Origin of the sequence: Streptomyces sp. NPDC032198 (genome assembly GCF_040636975.1) — a bacterium.
Lineage (GTDB): Bacteria > Actinomycetota > Actinomycetes > Streptomycetales > Streptomycetaceae > Streptomyces.
Genome location: NZ_JBEZVL010000013.1, coordinates 87946 through 104725 on the forward strand (window position 1 = coordinate 87946; position 16780 = coordinate 104725).

Consider the following 16780-nt stretch of genomic DNA (forward strand, 5'->3'; position numbering starts at 1 on the left):
TTCCGGGGCTGATCAGCCCTTCAGGGCTCCGGAGGACAGCCCGTGCACGAAGGAGCGCTGGAAGAACAAGAAGACGATCACGGAGGGGAGCAGCGCGAGCAGCGAGGCCGCGAGGACCACTCCGGGCGTGACGTCGGGGTCGATCCGCAGGGTGCGCAGCGCCAGCGGCAGCGTGTAGGAGGAGGAGTCCGTGGCGACGAGCAGGGGCAGCAGGTACTGGTCCCAGATCATCGTGAAGCCGAAGACGCCGATGACGCCCAGCGCCGGCTTGCACATCGGCAGGATGATCTGGGCGAAGATGCGCAGGTCACCGGCGCCGTCGATGCGCGCTGCCTCTTCGAGTTCCTTGGGCACGTCCTTCATGAACTCGGTCATCACCAGGATGGAGAATCCCCAGGCGCCCAGCGGGACGATCATTCCCGCGAGGGTGCCGATGAGGTTGAAGTGGACGACCGGCAGATCGGCGAGGATCAGGGACAGCGGCAGGGCCAGGATCTCCTCGGGCAGCATCAGCGTGGCGAGGATCGCCACGAGGGCCACCGTCATGCCGGGGAAGACCTTCCGGGCCAGTGCGTATCCGGCCAGGACGGAAACGGCCACCTGGAGCAGCAGGCCGAAGCCGACCACGAAGAACGAGTTCAGCAGGTACGCCAGCACGCCCTGGTCGAAGGCGATCCGGAAGTTGTCCAGGGTGGCGCCCGAGGGGATGACGCTCAGCTGGGTGGGGTCCTTGACCTTGCTGAAGGCGCTGACGAGGAGGGCGAGCAGCGGTCCCGCGAAGACGATCAGGACCAGGAGGTATGTGACGGCCTTCAGGGCCCGCCCCGCGGTGCTCCTGCTCTCGGTCAGGCCGAGTGCGGTCTCGGTCGGCGCGTTCATTTGCTCTCCCTGCGGCGCACGAGGTGGACGACGATCGTCAGGATCAGCGTCATGACGAACAGGAGGACCGCTCCCGCCGCCCCGACGCCGAGCCGGTTCTGTTCGAGGCCGAGCTTGTAGATCAGGGTCATGACGACCTCGGTGGAGCCGTCGGGGCCGCCGTTCGTGAGCAGGAACACCTCGGTGAACACCCGCAGTCCGCGGATCGCGGCGAGGATGAACAGGATCGAGAACACCGACCGCAGGCCGGGCACCGTCACGTGCCACACGCGCTGCAGTCTGGAGGCGCCGTCGACCTTCGCGGCCTCGTAGAGACCGCGGTCCACGCTCGCGAGTCCGGCGAGGAAGATCATCATGTCGTAGGGGGCGCCGCGCCAGATGCCGGTGAGCATGATCGACACGAGCGACGAGTCGGGGTCGTTGATGAACCCGGACGGGCCGAACCCCACCAGGCCGAGGACGGAGTTGAGCATGCCGTCCTCGGTCGGGTGGTACATGATCCGCCACAGTTCGGCGACGACGGCGATCGGCACCACGACCGGCAGGAACGCCGCGGAGCGCACGATGCCGATGCGGCGGCCCTGCCCCTCCATCAGCAGCGCGAGCGCCAGGCCGAGGAGCATCGAGCCCGCCGTCTGCCCGGCGGCCAGGACGACGGTGTGCCAGGCGGCCTCGCGGAAGCCGTCGGAGCCGAGCACGGTGGCGTAGTTCTGGGTGCCGACCCACCGGTTGCCGAGGTAGGGCTGGACCTCCTGGAAGGACATCGTCAGGGCGTTGGCCATGGGGATGAACTTGAAGTACAGGAAGAGGAGGAGCGCGGGCGCCAGGAACAGCCAGGGGGTCCACCACCGGCCGGACCGGCGGCTGTGTCTTCGGCGGCCCCCGGCGCCCGCGCCGTCCGGGGGTCCCGCAGGGCCGGTGGCCCCCCGTCCGCCGCCGAGCGGAGCGCGTTTCACCTGGTCGAGGCTCATGACGCGGCGATTCCCTGTTCCTCGAGGATGCCGGCGAGCTGCTTGTCGAGGTCGCGCAGCTCCTTCTTGGTGTTCAGGCCGCAGTCCGCCATCAGGGCGTTGATGGCCTCCGCGGTGGTCTGCCGTACGGCGGTCCAGTTCGGGATGGAGGGGGCGTACCGGCCCGAGGAGCGGTAGACCTCGGCGTAGGTCTGCCAGCGGGGGTCGGGACGGACCTTGGAGACGTCCACGGTCTTGTTGACGGGCAGTTGGACGGTGAAGCCGGTCTCGCCCTTCATCCCGGTGCGCTGGCCCTTGGCGGAAACGGCGAAGTCGGCGAAGGAGTCCTGGCCCGCCCGGTTCGCGGAGCCCGCCATCAGATAGACGGAGCCGCCCTCGGCGAGCACGGTCGCGTCCTTCGGGCCCTTGGGCATCGGCACGACCTCGTACTTGTCCTTGCCGAGCACCTCGTCGAAGCGGGGCAGGAGGTAGGGGCCGACGGCGAACATGCCGGTCCGTCCCGCCTCGAACGTCTCGTTCGTGGGCGGGGTGTCCATGGTGACCGCGCCGGGCTGGATGGCCTTGCCCTTGCAGCCCAGGTCGCGGAACCACTGGACGGCCCGTACCGAGTTCTTCGTGGACATGGCCGGCCGGTACTTCCCGCCCCCGGCGTCGGCGATGAAGTCTCCGCCCGCGGCCCAGAGGAAGTTGGAGAAGTACCAGGAGGCGTAGCCGCGTTTGGTGGACAGCGGGGCGGCGAGGCCGTAGGTGTTCTTCTTTCCGTCGCCGTCCGGGTCCTTGGTGGTGAAGGCCTTGGCCATCGCGGCGAAGTCGTCCCAGTTCTCGGGGACGTCGAGCTTCAGCTTCTCGCGCCAGTCCTTGCGGATGAGCAGCCCGGTGGCCTGCGCCGAGTACGGTAGGCCGAACTGCTTGCCGTCCAGGCTCTTTCCGGAGTCGAGGCCTTGCGCGGTGATCTCACCGCTGCTCTTGATCTTGTCCAGGTCGATCTCGCGGAGCAGGCCCTGGCTGTGCATGGCGCCGAGCTGTGTCACGTCGTTCATGACGATGTCGGGGAGGTCCTTCTGCGCGGCCCGCTGCTGCAGCTTGGTCTCGAAGTCGTCGAAGATGGCCGTCACTTTGACCTTGAGGCCGGTGGACTTCTCGAAGGCGGCGGCCAGGGCGAGCGTGCCCTTCTCCCCCGGTCCGCCCGGTGTCGTCCTGGTCCACAGTTCGAGCGGTGCCTTGGAGTCCTGCTCGACGTCCGCTCCCGCGGGACCTGATGTACAGCTGGTGAGGATCAGTGCCGATGCGAGGAAACCCGCACCGATCCACCGCGATCTCTGCATCACAACTCCCGTTTCACTGCGTCACGGCCGCCCCTAGTAAGCGCTTGCCGGGGACGCTAACGGCGCGGCAAATCCCGGGTCAATACTCCGATGAATACAAAATTTCCTGATCGACCCACCGAACGCCGTACGCACACTCCCCCTGTACACCACCCCGCGGCGGACCACGTCCCCATGGGGAGGGAGACCTTGAACTCCCGCCCACCGCCTTGAAGTTCTCGCTGTACAGGGCATCGACCCAACGCGTTCACGGCGAGTACACGCGTTGCCCGCACCCCGGGCAGGCCGTCCCGTGTCAGCCAACTTCCGTTTCTCCGTAGACACATCGGCCATCCGCAGTCATCCGATGTATCGTCGCCCGGAGCGGCGAATTTTCGAAATTTCGAACAAGCTGCGCCAACCTTCCACACCCAGACGGACTTTTCCCCACAGGCCCACACGCTGGTAGCCGAGGAGCGTCATCGACATGGACGAGACAGCACGCCGACCGACAGCACTGCTGGTCATGGAGGAGGAACGGAGGGCCGACGTCTATCCGCCCGAGGTGCTCGCCGGCATCGACCTGCTCGTGGACCGGCAGGGCCCACCGCTCACCCGGCAGCAGCTCGAAGACCACCCCGGCGTGCTGCGCGACACCGAGATCCTGCTCACCGGCTGGGGCGCTCCCGTCCTCGACGCCGCCTTCCTCGCGCAGGCCCCCGCGCTGCGGGCCGTGCTCGTCGCGGCAGGTTCCGTACGGCACTTGACGACGCCCGCGTTCTGGGAGCGCGGCATCCCGATCGTCTCCGCGGCAGCGGCCAACGCCGTCCCGGTGGCCGAGTTCACGCTCGCGCAGGTCCTCCTCGGGCTGAAGCAGGTCCACCGCATCGGCCGCGACATGGCCGCCAGCCGCAAGTTCCCGCCCAACCCCGCCGTTCCCGGCGCCTACCGGTCACGGGTGGGTCTGATGGGGCTCGGCCACATCGGCAGGCTCGTCGCGGCCCATCTGCGCCGCTTCGACGTGGACCTCCTCGCCACGGATCCCCTCACCCGCGAGGCCGCCGCACAGGAGATGGGCGTACGACTCGTCGGCATCGAGGAGCTCTTCGCCACCTGCCACGTCGTCAGCCTCCACGCCCCGCTCCTGCCCGAGACCCGCGGCTCCGTCGGCGCTCAGCTGCTGAACTCCCTGCTGCCGGGGGCGACTCTGATCAACACGGCCCGGGGCGCGCTCATCGACGAGGCGGCGATGGCGGAGGTCCTGCACGCCAGGCCCGACCTCACCGCCGTCCTCGACGTCACGCACCCGGAGCCCCCGGCCGCGGACTCGCCGCTGTTCACCCTCCCCAACGCCGTCCTGACGCCTCACCTCGGCGGTGCGCTGGGGGCCGAACGCCACCGGCTCGGACACCTCGTACGCGACGAACTCAGGCGCTTCCTGCGGGAGCAGCCCCTCCGCCACGCGATCGACCCCGCCCATGCCGCATCCCTGGCCTGACACCCGGACCGTCCGCGGGCGACGGGTCCGTCGTCCCGGCCGACCGGAGCCTCTGCGCCAGTACGCGGCAGCGTTGGCCGAGTTCCGGCGGGTCGAGCACCTCGAAGTCGTGCCCCAGCAGGAGCACGTGCATGAGCACGGCGTCGAGGCGCTCGCCGCCGCTCAGCACCTCGCAGCACTCGCTCCCCCGCGGCCGCACGACCGCCGCCGACGCCGGAATCTGCGCGCGCACCGTGTCGGCCGCCGCGTGCACGAGGAAGCGCGCCTGATGCGGATAGACCCGACTGGCCACCCCTTCCTGTACGTAGGTGGCCGCGTCGGGTGCCTCGCGCGGGCGGAAGCGGAAGGTCCGTGCGGACGCGTCGGTCATCTTGTCGACGCGGAAGCTGCGCCAGTCGTCACGGTCGAGGTCGAAGGCGAGGAGATACCAGCGCCGGTCGGAGGCCACCAGGCGGTAGGGCTCGACCCGCCGCCTTCCCACCTCGCCCCTGGAGGGGTAGTCGAAGCCGGCCTCGACCTCGTCACGGCACGCTCTGGCCAGCGTCATGAGCACCTCGGGGTCGACGGGCGCGCGGCCTCCGTTGAAGAACTCCACCGACTCGGAGAGCGCGCGGACCTCGTGCCGTAGCCGTGCGGGCAGCACCTGGTCGAGCTTGGTCAGCGCCTGGAGTGCGGCATCTCCGGCACCGGCGACCGCGCCTCCCGCGCCGGCGAGCAGCGAGACCGCGGTGGCGATCGCCTCCTGGTCGTCGAGGAGCAGCGGCGGCAGGTCCCGCCCCGGACCGAGCCGGTAGCCGCCGCCGACGCCTTGGCCCGCGTGCACCGGATAGCCGAGCGTGCGCAGCCGGTCGACGTCGCGCCGTACGGTGCGGGCCGTGACCCCGAGCCGGGCGGCGAGCTCGGGGCCCGTCCACACCTGGCATTGCTGGAGCAGACCGAGCAGCGTGAGGACCCGCTCCGTGGTGCCCAGTTCGTCGTCGCGTGCCCCGTCCATGCGCTCAGACTGCCAGAGATGGCGGACCGATCCTGTCCGCCATGGGTGTCACGGTGGCTCCATGAACGCAGACGGACTCCACTGGAACCGGACACCGCGTGAGCAGCGTGAAGCCCGCCTGAATTGTTTGGCCCGCTTGAACTGCCTGGCCCGCTTGAACTGCCAGCCGCATCTGAACTGCCCGCACACGAACACCGCCGCGAACGGAGCAAGCCGATGAGCCGTCACATCCAGATCACCTTCGACGCCCATGACCCGCGGGCCCTGTCGTCCTTCTGGCGCGACGCGTTGGGTTACGTCCACCCCGGCCCGCCCGGCGTCGACCTGCCCGATGGCGCCGACGCGCTGGCGGCGTGGGACGACTTCCTCGCGCGGATCGGCGTACCGGAGGATCAGCGCAACTCGAGGTCGGCCATCGAGGATCCGGCGGGGGACGGTCCCCGCGTGTTCTTCCAGCAGGTCCCGGAGGACAAGATCGCGAAGAACCGCGTCCACCTCGACGTCCGTGCGGCTCCCGGACTGCAGGGCGAGGAGCGCATGGCGGCGCTGGAGGCCGAGTGCGACCGCCTCGTCGCGCTGGGGGCGAAGCGGGTGCGCCGTGATGAGCCCGCTCCCCCGCTGGGCGCCGGCCTCATCGTGATGACCGACCCCGAGGGCAACGAGTTCTGCCTGGACTGACTCCGCCCGCCACTCTCCTGTCGTCACGGTGCGTGACGGCTGGACGGGCGGGGTCGCCGTCTCCCGCTTACGTTGAAGCGAGAGGCCCACACCGTCTGTGACACCGGTGGGCGCTGCACCGACAAAGGAGTGGTCATGGCTGACAAGGGCGGCATGGACAAGATGAAGGGCAAGGCCAAGGAGATGACCGGCAAGGTCACGGGCGACCGCGGCAAGCAGGCCGAGGGCAAGATGGACCAGGCGAAGGGCGACGCCAAGAAGGCCATGGGCGACGCGCGCGACCGGGCAGAGGACGCGCGCGACTCCATGAAGCGCCGCGACGGCGCCTGACCTGACTTCACCGAAGCCCCCGCCCACTCCCGTGCGGGGGCTTCGGCCATTCCGGACGGCTCCCGCCACACGGCTCTCACGGCGGGTGGTCCGGGCCCGCTCTAGGCCGCCACGATGAATCGCTGCGGTCGGCACAGCGTGTCGGACGCGACAGGACCGCCCACCGGATGGGCGTGCGGCATCGTCGGCAGCGCTCGTACCCCCGGCGGATCACCGCCCCGGTGCGGGCCAGGAGCCCGGCGGCCCGCGAAGGAGAGCAGATCTGGTGCGCGGTATGCGCGGAGCGGGACGGTGTGCGCTCGCGGTGGTGCTGCTCGCCCTACTCGGCGGCTGCGGCAGTGTCCAGGAGCGCGAGGACTCCGCCTCCGCTGCGGTGGTCCTCTTCCAGGAGAACCTGCGTACGCCGGACACCGAGCGGGGCTGCGCGGCGCTGGCCCCCGGGACGCGCGAAGAGCTGGAGCAGAACGCCGAACTGCCGTGCGCGCGTGCGCTGTCCGATGCGGGGCTGCCCGAGGCGGACACGGCGGACGAGGTGCGCGTCGTCGACGTGTACGGGCGTCAGGCCCGGGTCGTGACGGACCGCGACACGTTCTTCCTGTCGTCCTTCCCCGGCGCCCGACTCCCCGCGCTGGGCAGCCGGGGGCGGCGCACGGCAGGCCTGGTACTCCCGGTCGCTCGGCACACTCATGTGCACGTTCTTCCTGTTCTCCTGGCTGGCACAGTCCGTCACCGGCGTGGCCGCGTACAACGAGGAACACCTGCGGGAACTCCAGGCGCCGGTCAGCTGGTTCCAGTACCTGGGCGCCGCGGACTTCTGGAACCGCACCCTGCAGAACTGGCAGTCCGAGCTCCTCGCCGTCGGGTCGATGGCCATCTTCTCCGTCTATCTGCGCCAACGCGGCTCACCGGAGTCGAAGCCGGTCGGCTCGGCGCATGACTCGACCGGGGTCGAAGGCGGCTGAGGCCGCCGACGGGAGCCTCGTCGATCAGTGCCGGTCGTCCACCGGTGCGTAGGGCGGGATCGCCGCCTCGCCCGCTGCCGCGCGCAGGACGTCCTTGAGCATGTCCGGGGTCAGCCGGCCCGTGAACGTGTTCCGCTGGCTGACGTGGAAGCAGCCGTACAGGGTGACCGGCCCCGGGCCGGATTCCCCGGCTGCGGCGGCCGCCCCTGAGCGGCCTCCGGTTGCCTGCTCGTCCGCACGCTCCAGGGTCACCCGCGTGCCGTGCGCGAACCGCGGCCGTGGCTTCGGCACACGCCACCCCGCCGCGGCGAACGCGGGCAGGGCGGCCTGCCAGCCGAACGCCCCCAGAATCACCGCCGACCGCAGCCGCGGCCCCAGCAACTCCAGCTCCCGCACGAGCCACGGCCTGCACGTGTCCCGCTCACCGGGGGTCGGCTTGTTCTCGGGCGGTGCGCAGTGCACCGGCGACGTCACCCGTACCCCACGCAGCGTCAGGCCGTCGTCCAGGGAGACCGCCAGCGGGCTCGAAGCGAGGCCGACTTCGTACATCGCCTTGTACAGGACGTCTCCGGAACGGTCGCCCGTGAACATCCGGCCCGTCCGGTTCCCGCCGTGCGCCGCGGGCGCCAGCCCGATGACGAGCAGCGAGGCGTCCGGCGGCCCGAACCCGGGCACGGGCCTGGCCCAGTACGTCCAGTCCATGAAGGCGGCCCGCTTGACCCGGCCCACCTCCTCCCGCCACGCGACGAGGCGGGGGCACGCGGCGCACCCCGCGATCCGGGCGTCCAGCTCGTCCAGCTCGTTCATGCGGACCCGAACAGCGCATCGTCGGTGGAACGGACGATGCGCGCCTGCATGTTCCGTTCCATCATCTGCAGCGCGGCGGCGGCGAGATCGCTGTGGATGCTCGCGCAGGCATCCTCGGCCACGACCAGATCCAGGTGCCTGATGTGGGCGTCGAGGGCCGAGTAGAGGATGCACTGCTCGGTCACCTGACCGCAGAGGAGCACGGAATCGATGCCGCGCTGGCGGAGCAGGTACTCCAGCGGGGTCTCGTAGAAGATCGAGTGCCGGGCCTTCACCACGAAGAGCGAATCGCCCTCGGGGCGGATCGGAGCGACCAGATCGGCGTGCGGGCCGCTCAGGACCATGTCGAGGAGCTCGTCGTGGTGCGAGCGCCACAGACCGAAATTGTCATTGGCGTAGATCACCGTGATGTCCTCGGTCCGCGCCCGCTCGATCAGCCTGCGGACGTTCGGCAGCACTTCCTTGACCGACCCGCGGAGGATTTCCGCGTCGGGGTGGTCGTACATGTTGATCATGTCGACGACGATGAGAGCCTTCACAACCATGCCCCGAGTCCATCACGCGCCACACCCGTATCCGCGCTTGCCCCGCCTGAGGGCGCGGTGGCGTCTGCCTCATGGCTTCACCCGTAGACGGTGGGTGTAAATGGTTGGCGCGGCATCCGGATTCGGCGAGATGCTCCCAAGTGTCCGGATCCTGTCGGGAGAGGGAGTTGTGATGACCGCTGGCATGTCGGAGCCGTCCGGGTCGCGGCCCGAAGTCCGTGTGGCGGGCGGAGCGGTGCGCGGGCTGCGGGAGGCGGGGGTGGCGGTCTTCCGCGGCATCCCGTTCGCCGAGCCGCCGGTCGGCGGGCTGCGTTTCGCCGCGCCCCGGCCCGTACGGGGCTGGGACGGAGTGCGGACGGCGGAGTCGTTCGGACCACCGCCCCCGCAGGGCGGCCATTTCGGCATGGACGCGCTGGCGCGGGAGGTGGTGGGCGACGACTGGCTGACGGTCAACGTCTGGTCGCCGGAGCCGGGGCCGGGCGCGGGGCTGCCGGTGATGGTGTGGATCCAGGGCGGTGCCTACACGATCGGCATGTCCGGCCTTCCCGAGTACGACGGCGGCCGCCTCGCCCGGGAGGGCGGCGTCGTCGTGGTGACGTTCAACTACCGGGTGGGCCTGGAGGGTTTCGGGCAGTTCGAGGGGGCGCCCGCCAACCGGGGGCTCCTCGACCAGGTCGCCGCCCTGGAGTGGGTGCGTGACAACGTCCGGGCCTTCGGCGGCGATCCGGACCGCGTCACGGTCTTCGGCCAGTCCGCGGGCGGCGGGTCGGTGGCCGCGCTCCTGGCGATGCCGCGCGCGGCCGGACTCTTCCGCCGGGCCGTGGCGCAGAGCGTGCAGGGCACGTTCTTCTCGCCGGAGCTCGCCGCCGACATCGCCACGGCCTGCGCCGCCGAACTGGGGCTGCGGCCCACGGTGGAGGAGCTGTCCGCGGTGGACCCGGCCCGGTTGTCGGCCGCGGGGGACGCGGTCGGCGCCAAGATGGAGCAGTGGGCCGATCGCTGGGGTCCGGTGGCGCACCGGTCGATCACCTTCTCCCCGGTCGTCGAGGGGGACGCACTGCCGGTGACTCCGTGGCAGGCGCTGGCCGAGGGCTCGGGGCGTCGCATCGAGCTCCTCGTCGGTCACACCCGCGACGAGCAGCGGCTGCTCACCGCACTCGACGGGCTGCTCGGTCAGGTGACACCGGAACAGGCGGAGACGGCTCTGCGTGTCTTCGGCCCCGGCGGCCCGGGCGGTGACGGTGCACGCCGCTACCGCGAAGGCTTTCCGGCCGCGGGCCCGGACGAACTGCACGAACTGGTCCAGTCCGACTGGGTGTTCCGCATGCCGAGCCTCCACCTGGCCCAGGCCCAGAGCGGCGCCGGTGGCCGCGCCCATGTCTACGAACTGACGTGGCCCGCCCCGGGTATGGGCGGTGTGCTCGGCGCCTGTCACGGGCTCGACGTGCCGCTCGTCTTCGGCAACCTGGACCGCGGTCAGCCCGCCGCGCTCATCGGCGAGGGTTCGCCCCCGGAGGCGGCCGAGCTGTCCGCCCGTATGCGTGCCGCGTGGACGGGCTTCGCCACGAACGGCGACCCCGGCTGGCCCGCCTACGACGCCGAGTGGCGCCTCGTGCGGCTCTTCGACACCCGGCCGAGTGTCACCACGTACCCGGAAGAGGCCTCGCGCCGGATCTGGCAGGACCACACGTTTCCGGTTCTGCCGCTGCTCTGAAGCACTCTGGAGCACATGGACAGCCTGCGCCCGTTGCCTCCGGGGCGGGGCGGCGACCCTTCGTCGCCGCCCCGCCCCGGCCGGTCACTCGTCGACGGCCGAGCCGAACGCCGCGCGGGTCGCCGGGGCACCGAGGGCGGCACCGCCGTAGGACCAGGAGCCGTCCGCCACCAGGCCCTTCGTGCTCGCGGGCAGCACCCAGACCGCTCCGTCGCGCGTGTTCTCGCCGGGGGCCGCCGCGATCAGCTCGGAGCGGCCGTCGCGGTCGGTGTCGGCGAGGCGGATCTGCCCGCCCCACCCGTCGCTCTCCTCCACCACGCCGGGGACGTACGCGGTGTTCTGGTCGAAGGACTGCGCACCCGTGCCGGTCAGTCCCTCGGCCGAGCCCCGCAGCAGCCAGACGGCGCCCGCGTCCGGTACCGTCCCCACGTCCTCGCCGGAGGCGCCGACGGCCACGTCCGCGTAACCGTCGCCGTCGACGTCGTCCACGGACAGCTCGCCGCCCCAGTCGTCGCCCTCCTCGGCCGTGCCGGGAACGCCCGGGGAGTCCTGCGTCCACCACTGGGGCGCGTTGTCCGGCTCCTGGCCGACGGGGCCTTCCTCGCCGCCGTAATAGACGCCCACCAGTCCTCCGTTCGCGCCCTGCGGCTGGTCGGCGGAGGTCTTCGACTGGCCGACGACCAGGTCGTCGTACCCGTCGTTGTTGACGTCGCCCGACGCGGTGCCCAGGCCGCCGTTCAGGTCGCGCATGTGGGTGACAGCGCTCTCGCCGCCCGCGAAGACGGACGACCAGCCCTGCTTGTAGCCGTCGTCGGGGCTGTAGCCGGAGATGACCAGCTCGGCGTAGCCGTCGCTGTCGTAGTCGCCGGTCGTCAGATAGCCGGGCTGGATGGCGGTTCCCGCGGGGTGCTCCGTGGTGTCGACGGAGTCGGTGTAGTGCAGCGCGCCCCCCTCGTAGGTGAAGAGCTGGGCGCCTCGCCGGTCGAGCACGGCGACCATGTCGTTGGGGGTGGTGCCGGTGAAGCGGGCCGCGGTGACGGACATTCCGAAGCGGGCGCCCTCCTCGGGGTGTGCGGCGGCGAGGTTCAGCACGCGGTCGGTCCGCAGTCCGGTCTTCGAACCGAACAGGACCGTGACCCGGCCTGCGTTCTCCGTCTCTCCCACGTCCTCGCCGGGAGCGCCGATGAGCGCGTCGTCGTATCCGTCACCGTCGAGGTCGCCCGTGGCGACGGCCGAACCGAAGGAGTCGTACGTCTCCGAGCTGCCGGGCACACCGGTGGTGGACTGGCTGAACACAGCCGTACGGGCCTTGGGGACACTGTTGTTGACGCCGATGCCGTTGGCCGCGCCGTACTGGACCGTGACGTACCCCGCGCCCTCCTTGCCGCTGACGGTGCCGTCCGGCGCGCCGATCAGGACGTCGTCGTAACCGTCGCCGTCGAAGTCGGAGTTGCGGTCGGCGGCGCTCGTGCCGCCCGGCACGCCTGCCAGGGCCGAGGGGGCGGCGGCGATGCTGACCCCCGTCAGGAGCAGGAAGGACGCGGCCGCGACGGCTGCGGACGTCTTGGTGCGGCGGGATCGGAAGGTGGTGCCGGTTCTGGTGCTCGTGTCGGTGCCGGTCTCGATGCTGGTGCCGATGGACGTGCTGGTCATGGCCTGCTCCCCCGAAGGTCTGATGACGCATGAGCGCAAAGATCCGGGCATGTGGCGCTATCACTCGGTACGTGCCCGTTCCTCACTGACGCCCAGTTCGACCTCGGAAGCCGCACGGGAGTTGTGGTGCTTGCCATGGGCGTGACACACCAGTGACATAAGTTGCGAAACGCGGACCTCAGGTCTCGGACGTTGGGCCTCGGACCTCGGACCTCGGCGGCCCAACGGTCAATGGCCGCCGGTCAGTTCGCCGCTGAGTCTCTCGTGGAGCTGGGCACTCGGCCTGTTCAGGCCGATGATCTCCACCGTCTTGCCGCGCTGCGCGTACTTGCTCTCGATCGCGTCGAGGGCGGCGACGGACGAGGCGTCCCAGATGTGCGCGGCCGTCAGGTCGATGACGACCTGGTCGGGATCGCCGGCGTAGTCGAACCGTCCGACGAGATCGTTGGCGGAGGCGAAGAACAGTTCACCGGTGACGGAGTAGCGCACGCTGCCACCATCAGGGGCAGTGACGGCTGCGACCTGGGCGAAGTGGGCGACGCGCTTGGCGAAGATCACCATTGCGGTGACCGAGCCCGCGACCACACCGACGGCGAGGTTGTGCGTGGCGACCACGCACGCCACGGTGACGACCATGACCGTGATCTCGCCGGCGGGCATCCGCTGCAGTGTCTTGGGCGCGATGGAGTGCCAGTCGAAGGTCGCGAAGCAGACCATCACCATCACGGCGACCAGCGCGGCCATGGGAATGTCGGAGACGACGGGTCCGAAAACGATGCACAGGACCATCAGGAACGCGCCCGCGAGGAAGGTCGACAGGCGGGTGCGGGCGCCGGACACCTTCACGTTGATCATCGTCTGGCCGATCATGGCGCAGCCGCCCATGCCGCCGAAGAAGCCGGTGACGATGTTGGCGATGCCCTGGCCGATGGACTCACGGGTCTTCGAGGAGCGGGTGTCGGTGATGTCGTCGACGAGCTTGGCGGTCATCAGGGACTCCATCAGACCGACCAGCGCCATGGCGAGCGCATAGGGCGCGACGGTCGTCAACGTGTCCATGGTGAACGGCACATCGGGCAGGCCCGGCACCGGCAGGGAGGACGGCAGCTCGCCCTTGTCGCCGACTGTCGGCACCGCGATTCCGGCGCCGACCGTGATCACCGTGAGGATCACGATGGACGCGAGCGGTGCCGGGATCACCTTGGTGACCTTCGGGAAGAACACCATGAGGGCGAGCCCGCCCGCGATCAGCGGGTAGACGGGCCAGGGCACGTCGTGCATCTCGGGGACCTGCGCCATGAAGATCAGGATGGCGAGGGAGTTGACGAAGCCGACCATCACGCTGCGAGGGACGAAGCGCATCAGCTTGGCGACGCCGACCGCGCCCAGGATGATCTGGAAGATCCCGGCCAGGATGACGGCGGCGACCAGATGGCCGAGGCCGTGCTCGCGGTTGAGCGGGGCGATGACCAGGGCCACGGCGCCGGTCGCCGCGGAGATCATCGCGCGGCGCCCGCCGACGATCGAGATCGTCACGGCCATGGTGCAGGAGGCGAACAGACCGATCGCGGGGTCCACCCCGGCGATGATCGAGAACGAGATCGCCTCGGGGATCAGCGCGAGCGCGACGACCAGACCGGCGAGCACCTCGGTGCGCCAGACCTTCGGGTCGGACAGCCAGTCGGGGCGCAGGCCACGCAGCCGGGCGGCCGGGGACAGTGCGGACGTGGACAAGAGAGGTACCTGTCGTGCTCGGGCAGCGCCTGGCATCACCCGGGGCGTGCGGAAAAAAAGGGGGAGGACCCCAACGTTACGGTAGAGATCGAGAGTGACCGCGACGGCCGCGGTGAGTGCCGAGGAAGCTGCCTCCCCCGCGCCGAGCCTCAGTTGCCGGCGCCCTTGCCTATGTAGAGCTCGGCGAACGCGGCAGCGGCGGCCGGTGAGCCGAGGATCCTGCGCAGTCGGGCGGCCGCGGTGCCCGCCTTGAACGGGTCACCGGACGACGGCCCGTGCAGCAGTTCCGACAGCCACTGGGAGAACTCCTGGTACTGCCACACTCTCGGCAGGCAGGCCTCCGAGTATCCGGTCAGCGCGCTGTCGTCCCCTTCGCCTTCCACTGCCCCTTCACCCTCCCCTTCCCCGCAATAGGCGACGAGTGCGTCGCCGAGCAGCAGGGCGTCGTGCAGCGCCAGGTTCATGCCCTTCGCGGCGATCGGAGCGGCGAGGTGCGCGGCGTCGCCCGCGAGGTACAGCCGCCCGTGGGACATGGGTTCCACGACGTAGTTGTGCATGTCGAGGACGCGCTTCTCGATCAGTCGCCCCTCGGTGAGCGGCGGCGCTCCGGCCACGGTGAGGCGGGCGTGCAGCTCGGACCAGACACGTTCGTGGGACCAGTTCTCGGGGTCGTCGCCGGGCGGGCATTCGAGGTAGTAGCGGGTGACCTGGGGGCTTCGGGCCATGTGGGCCGCGAATCCGCGCGGGTGGAGGCCGAAGACGACACAGTCCGAGGAGGGTGGCGCCTCCGCGAGGAGGGCGAGCCAGCCGATGCCGTAGTCGTGCCGGGCGACGGTGGCCCGCTCCGTCCCGAGGTACCCCAGGTAGGTGCGCGTCACGCCGCGCGCGCCGTCGCAGCCCGCGATCGCGTCGCAGTCGATGCGTATGCGCTCGCCCGTCCGCGGGTCGGTGTACGACACGGAGGGACGGTCCGTGTCGATGCCGTGCAGTTCCACGTCGCGTACGCCGAAACGGATGTCGCCGCCCGCCCGGTCGGCGTAGGCGCGCACCAGGTCCGTCACCAGCAGGGGCTGGGGATAGACGAAGTGGCGGTGCCCGGAGAGCTCTCCGTACGCGAACCGGTGGCGCTCCCCCGCCCAGCGGAACTCGCATTCGCCCTGCGTCTGCGCGCCCTCCAGTAGCCGGTCGGCGAGCCCCCGCTGCTGGAGGGCGCGCACGGCCCATTCCTCGATGAAGCCCGCGCGGGGCCGCTGCTCGATGAACTCTCTGCTCTCCGTCTCCAGGACCACGCAGTCGACGGAGGCGGCACGGAGGATGTTGGCGACGGTGAGGCCCGCCGGTCCGGCTCCTACGACGACGACGCGGGCGCGCCGTCGCGGCGCGGAGGACTCGGGGGTCGAGACGAGGTTCATCGGGGAAGTATGACGCGGACACGACGAACCGTGAGACCACCCCGGGCGGTCTCCGCGGATCCGGACGGCGGGCATCGGATGTGGTGCGACAATCTGCCCGAGACCACGCCCGTGCCTGATCACCGGGTGTGCCGGTCTCGTTGCGGGAGGCGCCGGTCACGGACGTCCCCGGGGCAGCGGCGCCCCGGCGGACCGGCGGTGGGGAGGAATCGATGGTGGTGGAGTGGCGGTACATCGCCCAAGGCGTGCGGGTCGTTCCCGAACCTGTGGCCACGCCCTTCATCTGGACGGGAGCGTATGCGGGCGCCTTCGTCCTGGTGACCGTGCTCGATCTGCTCGGTGCGCTCGACCGCACGGGGATCGCGCTCGCGGCTCTCTCCGTGCTGGCCGCGCTGCTCGGACTGCGCGGCCGTTTCGTCGCGGCACCGGGGACGGCCCTGTTGTGCTGGGCGCTCCTCAATGTCTTCGCCACGCACCCCATCGGGGAGATCTCCTGGGCCGGGCACCGCGACCCCCAGTGGATCACGTGCCTGCTGGCCGCGGCTCTTGTCGGCACGACGGCGGGGCGCGTGCTGCACGCGCGCGCCGCGTACCGCCGCATCAGCCCGTACGACGGCACGGGCTGACCCGGACCGTTCACGTATCCCGACCGGGGCCGCCGAAATCCGTTTCCCGCCGTGCGGTGATGCTCCTACGGTGGCGCGGTGACGACTCAAGTGATCATTCTCAACGGCGGGTCCAGCTCCGGGAAGTCCGGCATCGCACGGTGCCTGCAGGCGGTGCTGCCGGATCCGTGGCTGGCCGTCGGCTGCGACACGCTGGTGGACGCGATGCCCGCGTCCCTGCGGACCGCGTCGGAGGGCATCGAGTTCGCCGCGGACGGCGAGGTCACCGTCGGCCCCGAATTCCGGGCGCTGGAGGCGGCGTGGATCGAGGGGATCGCGGCGATGGCCCGTGCCGGAGCCCGCGTCGTGGTCGACGAGGTCTTCCTCGGCGGTGCGGCATCCCAGGCCCGGTGGCAGAAGGCCCTCGGTGATCTGGGGGTGTTGTGGGTCGGCGTCCGCTGTGACAGCACGGTCGCCGCGGGCCGCGAGACGGCGCGGGGCGACCGGGTCGCCGGGATGGCCGCCTCCCAGGCCGAGGTGGTCCACCGCGACGTGCTCTACGACATGGAGGTGGACACGACCCATACCGAATCACTGGAGTGCGCACGAGCCATCGCCGCCCGCGTCGCCTGAACGACACGCCGCCCATTCCTATTCGATGCAGGTTTTTCGTGTCAGTCATCGGTGAACTCAT

16 protein-coding genes and 1 pseudogene are annotated in these 16780 nt (G+C 70.5%); 7 read left to right on the plus strand and 10 right to left on the minus strand.

The features are described 5' to 3' along the window. Positions 1-12: 12 nt before the first annotated feature. Genes AB0E78_RS31015 through AB0E78_RS31025 form a run of 3 tightly spaced genes read right to left on the minus strand, consistent with a single transcriptional unit; the run spans position 13 to position 3175 of the window. Entirely contained in the window at positions 13-879 is an 867-nt protein-coding gene (locus tag AB0E78_RS31015) for a carbohydrate ABC transporter permease (RefSeq protein ID WP_361839403.1), read from the minus strand. Continuing rightward, on the minus strand, positions 876-1850 hold the full coding sequence (locus tag AB0E78_RS31020; protein WP_361839405.1) for a sugar ABC transporter permease: 975 nt from the start codon (positions 1848-1850) through the stop codon (positions 876-878). The genes AB0E78_RS31015 and AB0E78_RS31020 overlap by 4 nt, the downstream gene beginning before the upstream one ends. Next, positions 1847-3175: a sugar ABC transporter substrate-binding protein gene (locus tag AB0E78_RS31025; RefSeq protein WP_361839408.1), complete on the minus strand. Its 1329-nt coding sequence runs from the start codon at positions 3173-3175 to the stop codon at positions 1847-1849. Before AB0E78_RS31025 ends, AB0E78_RS31020 begins: the two co-directional genes overlap by 4 nt. Positions 3176-3641: 466 nt before the next feature. On the opposite strand from AB0E78_RS31025, the gene AB0E78_RS31030 reads away from it, so the two are divergent. Next, positions 3642-4652: a hydroxyacid dehydrogenase gene (locus AB0E78_RS31030; protein ID WP_361839411.1), complete on the plus strand. Its 1011-nt coding sequence runs from the start codon at positions 3642-3644 to the stop codon at positions 4650-4652. Here AB0E78_RS31030 and AB0E78_RS31035 read toward each other — a convergent pair. After that, a complete protein-coding gene (locus AB0E78_RS31035; RefSeq protein WP_361839413.1) occupies positions 4582-5646 on the minus strand; it encodes a YafY family protein in 1065 nt (354 codons plus the stop codon). The two genes, AB0E78_RS31030 and AB0E78_RS31035, sit on opposite strands and share 71 nt — an antisense overlap. Positions 5647-5862: 216 nt before the next feature. On the opposite strand from AB0E78_RS31035, the gene AB0E78_RS31040 reads away from it, so the two are divergent. Both AB0E78_RS31040 and AB0E78_RS31045 read left to right on the plus strand, forming a co-directional pair. Beyond that, a complete protein-coding gene (locus AB0E78_RS31040; RefSeq protein ID WP_361839416.1) occupies positions 5863-6324 on the plus strand; it encodes a VOC family protein in 462 nt (153 codons plus the stop codon). Positions 6325-6459: 135 nt separating this feature from the next. Next, entirely contained in the window at positions 6460-6654 is a 195-nt protein-coding gene (locus tag AB0E78_RS31045) for a CsbD family protein (RefSeq protein ID WP_361839419.1), read from the plus strand. Between the two features lie 319 nt (positions 6655-6973). On the opposite strand, the gene AB0E78_RS31050 is transcribed toward AB0E78_RS31045, so the two are convergent. Then, positions 6974-7342, minus strand: coding sequence for a hypothetical protein (locus AB0E78_RS31050; protein ID WP_361839422.1), 369 nt, complete (start codon positions 7340-7342; stop codon positions 6974-6976). Here AB0E78_RS31050 and AB0E78_RS31055 point away from each other — a divergent pair. Next, positions 7272-7616 (plus strand): annotated as a pseudogene (locus tag AB0E78_RS31055) (DUF6766 family protein); the annotation flags it as partial. The gene AB0E78_RS31050 and the pseudogene AB0E78_RS31055 overlap by 71 nt on opposite strands. Before the next feature lie 24 nt (positions 7617-7640). Here AB0E78_RS31055 and AB0E78_RS31060 read toward each other — a convergent pair. Next, a complete protein-coding gene (locus AB0E78_RS31060; RefSeq protein WP_361839425.1) occupies positions 7641-8423 on the minus strand; it encodes a uracil-DNA glycosylase in 783 nt (260 codons plus the stop codon). After that, the gene (locus AB0E78_RS31065) at positions 8420-8968 is read right to left on the minus strand and encodes an isochorismatase family cysteine hydrolase (RefSeq protein ID WP_361839428.1); all 549 of its coding nucleotides are present in this window, start codon (positions 8966-8968) and stop codon (positions 8420-8422) included. Before AB0E78_RS31065 ends, AB0E78_RS31060 begins: the two co-directional genes overlap by 4 nt. Before the next feature lie 172 nt (positions 8969-9140). Here AB0E78_RS31065 and AB0E78_RS31070 point away from each other — a divergent pair, with 172 nt between their 5' ends. Beyond that, positions 9141-10682, plus strand: a complete 1542-nt coding sequence (locus AB0E78_RS31070; protein WP_361839431.1) for a carboxylesterase family protein — start codon at positions 9141-9143, stop codon at positions 10680-10682. 84 nt (positions 10683-10766) lie between these two features. Here AB0E78_RS31070 and AB0E78_RS31075 read toward each other — a convergent pair whose 3' ends face one another. From AB0E78_RS31075 to AB0E78_RS31085, 3 genes are all read right to left on the minus strand, one after another. After that, positions 10767-12335 (minus strand): esterase, encoded by a 1569-nt coding sequence (locus AB0E78_RS31075; RefSeq protein WP_361839433.1) that lies wholly within the window; start codon positions 12333-12335, stop codon positions 10767-10769. 228 nt (positions 12336-12563) lie between these two features. Further along, complete coding sequence (locus tag AB0E78_RS31080) at positions 12564-14105, minus strand: SulP family inorganic anion transporter (RefSeq protein WP_361839436.1); 1542 nt, start codon at positions 14103-14105, stop codon at positions 12564-12566. Between the two features lie 113 nt (positions 14106-14218). Beyond that, on the minus strand, positions 14219-15481 hold the full coding sequence (locus AB0E78_RS31085) for a 4-hydroxybenzoate 3-monooxygenase (protein ID WP_361839439.1): 1263 nt from the start codon (positions 15479-15481) through the stop codon (positions 14219-14221). Between the two features lie 212 nt (positions 15482-15693). Between AB0E78_RS31085 and AB0E78_RS31090 the strand changes: the two genes are divergently transcribed. Both AB0E78_RS31090 and cpt read left to right on the plus strand, forming a co-directional pair. Beyond that, entirely contained in the window at positions 15694-16107 is a 414-nt protein-coding gene (locus tag AB0E78_RS31090) for a hypothetical protein (RefSeq protein ID WP_361839441.1), read from the plus strand. A gap of 78 nt (positions 16108-16185) precedes the next feature. Beyond that, positions 16186-16719, plus strand: a complete 534-nt coding sequence (cpt, locus tag AB0E78_RS31095) for a chloramphenicol phosphotransferase CPT (RefSeq protein ID WP_361839443.1) — start codon at positions 16186-16188, stop codon at positions 16717-16719. Positions 16720-16780: the final 61 nt, after the last annotated feature.

Coding starts and splice junctions, on each gene's coding strand:
- AB0E78_RS31040 (WP_361839416.1), top strand. CDS start 5,863: ATGAGCCGTCACATCCAGATCACCTTCGACGCCCATGACCCGCGGGCC.
- AB0E78_RS31020 (WP_361839405.1), bottom strand. CDS start 1,850: ATGAGCCTCGACCAGGTGAAACGCGCTCCGCTCGGCGGCGGACGGGGG.
- AB0E78_RS31070 (WP_361839431.1), top strand. CDS start 9,141: ATGACCGCTGGCATGTCGGAGCCGTCCGGGTCGCGGCCCGAAGTCCGT.
- AB0E78_RS31015 (WP_361839403.1), bottom strand. CDS start 879: ATGAACGCGCCGACCGAGACCGCACTCGGCCTGACCGAGAGCAGGAGC.
- AB0E78_RS31060 (WP_361839425.1), bottom strand. CDS start 8,423: ATGAACGAGCTGGACGAGCTGGACGCCCGGATCGCGGGGTGCGCCGCG.
- AB0E78_RS31035 (WP_361839413.1), bottom strand. CDS start 5,646: ATGGACGGGGCACGCGACGACGAACTGGGCACCACGGAGCGGGTCCTC.
- AB0E78_RS31045 (WP_361839419.1), top strand. CDS start 6,460: ATGGCTGACAAGGGCGGCATGGACAAGATGAAGGGCAAGGCCAAGGAG.
- AB0E78_RS31065 (WP_361839428.1), bottom strand. CDS start 8,968: ATGGTTGTGAAGGCTCTCATCGTCGTCGACATGATCAACATGTACGAC.
- AB0E78_RS31050 (WP_361839422.1), bottom strand. CDS start 7,342: ATGAGTGTGCCGAGCGACCGGGAGTACCAGGCCTGCCGTGCGCCGCCC.
- AB0E78_RS31085 (WP_361839439.1), bottom strand. CDS start 15,481: ATGAACCTCGTCTCGACCCCCGAGTCCTCCGCGCCGCGACGGCGCGCC.
- AB0E78_RS31025 (WP_361839408.1), bottom strand. CDS start 3,175: ATGCAGAGATCGCGGTGGATCGGTGCGGGTTTCCTCGCATCGGCACTG.
- AB0E78_RS31030 (WP_361839411.1), top strand. CDS start 3,642: ATGGACGAGACAGCACGCCGACCGACAGCACTGCTGGTCATGGAGGAG.
- AB0E78_RS31080 (WP_361839436.1), bottom strand. CDS start 14,105: ATGCCAGGCGCTGCCCGAGCACGACAGGTACCTCTCTTGTCCACGTCC.
- AB0E78_RS31090 (WP_361839441.1), top strand. CDS start 15,694: ATGGTGGTGGAGTGGCGGTACATCGCCCAAGGCGTGCGGGTCGTTCCC.
- AB0E78_RS31075 (WP_361839433.1), bottom strand. CDS start 12,335: ATGACCAGCACGTCCATCGGCACCAGCATCGAGACCGGCACCGACACG.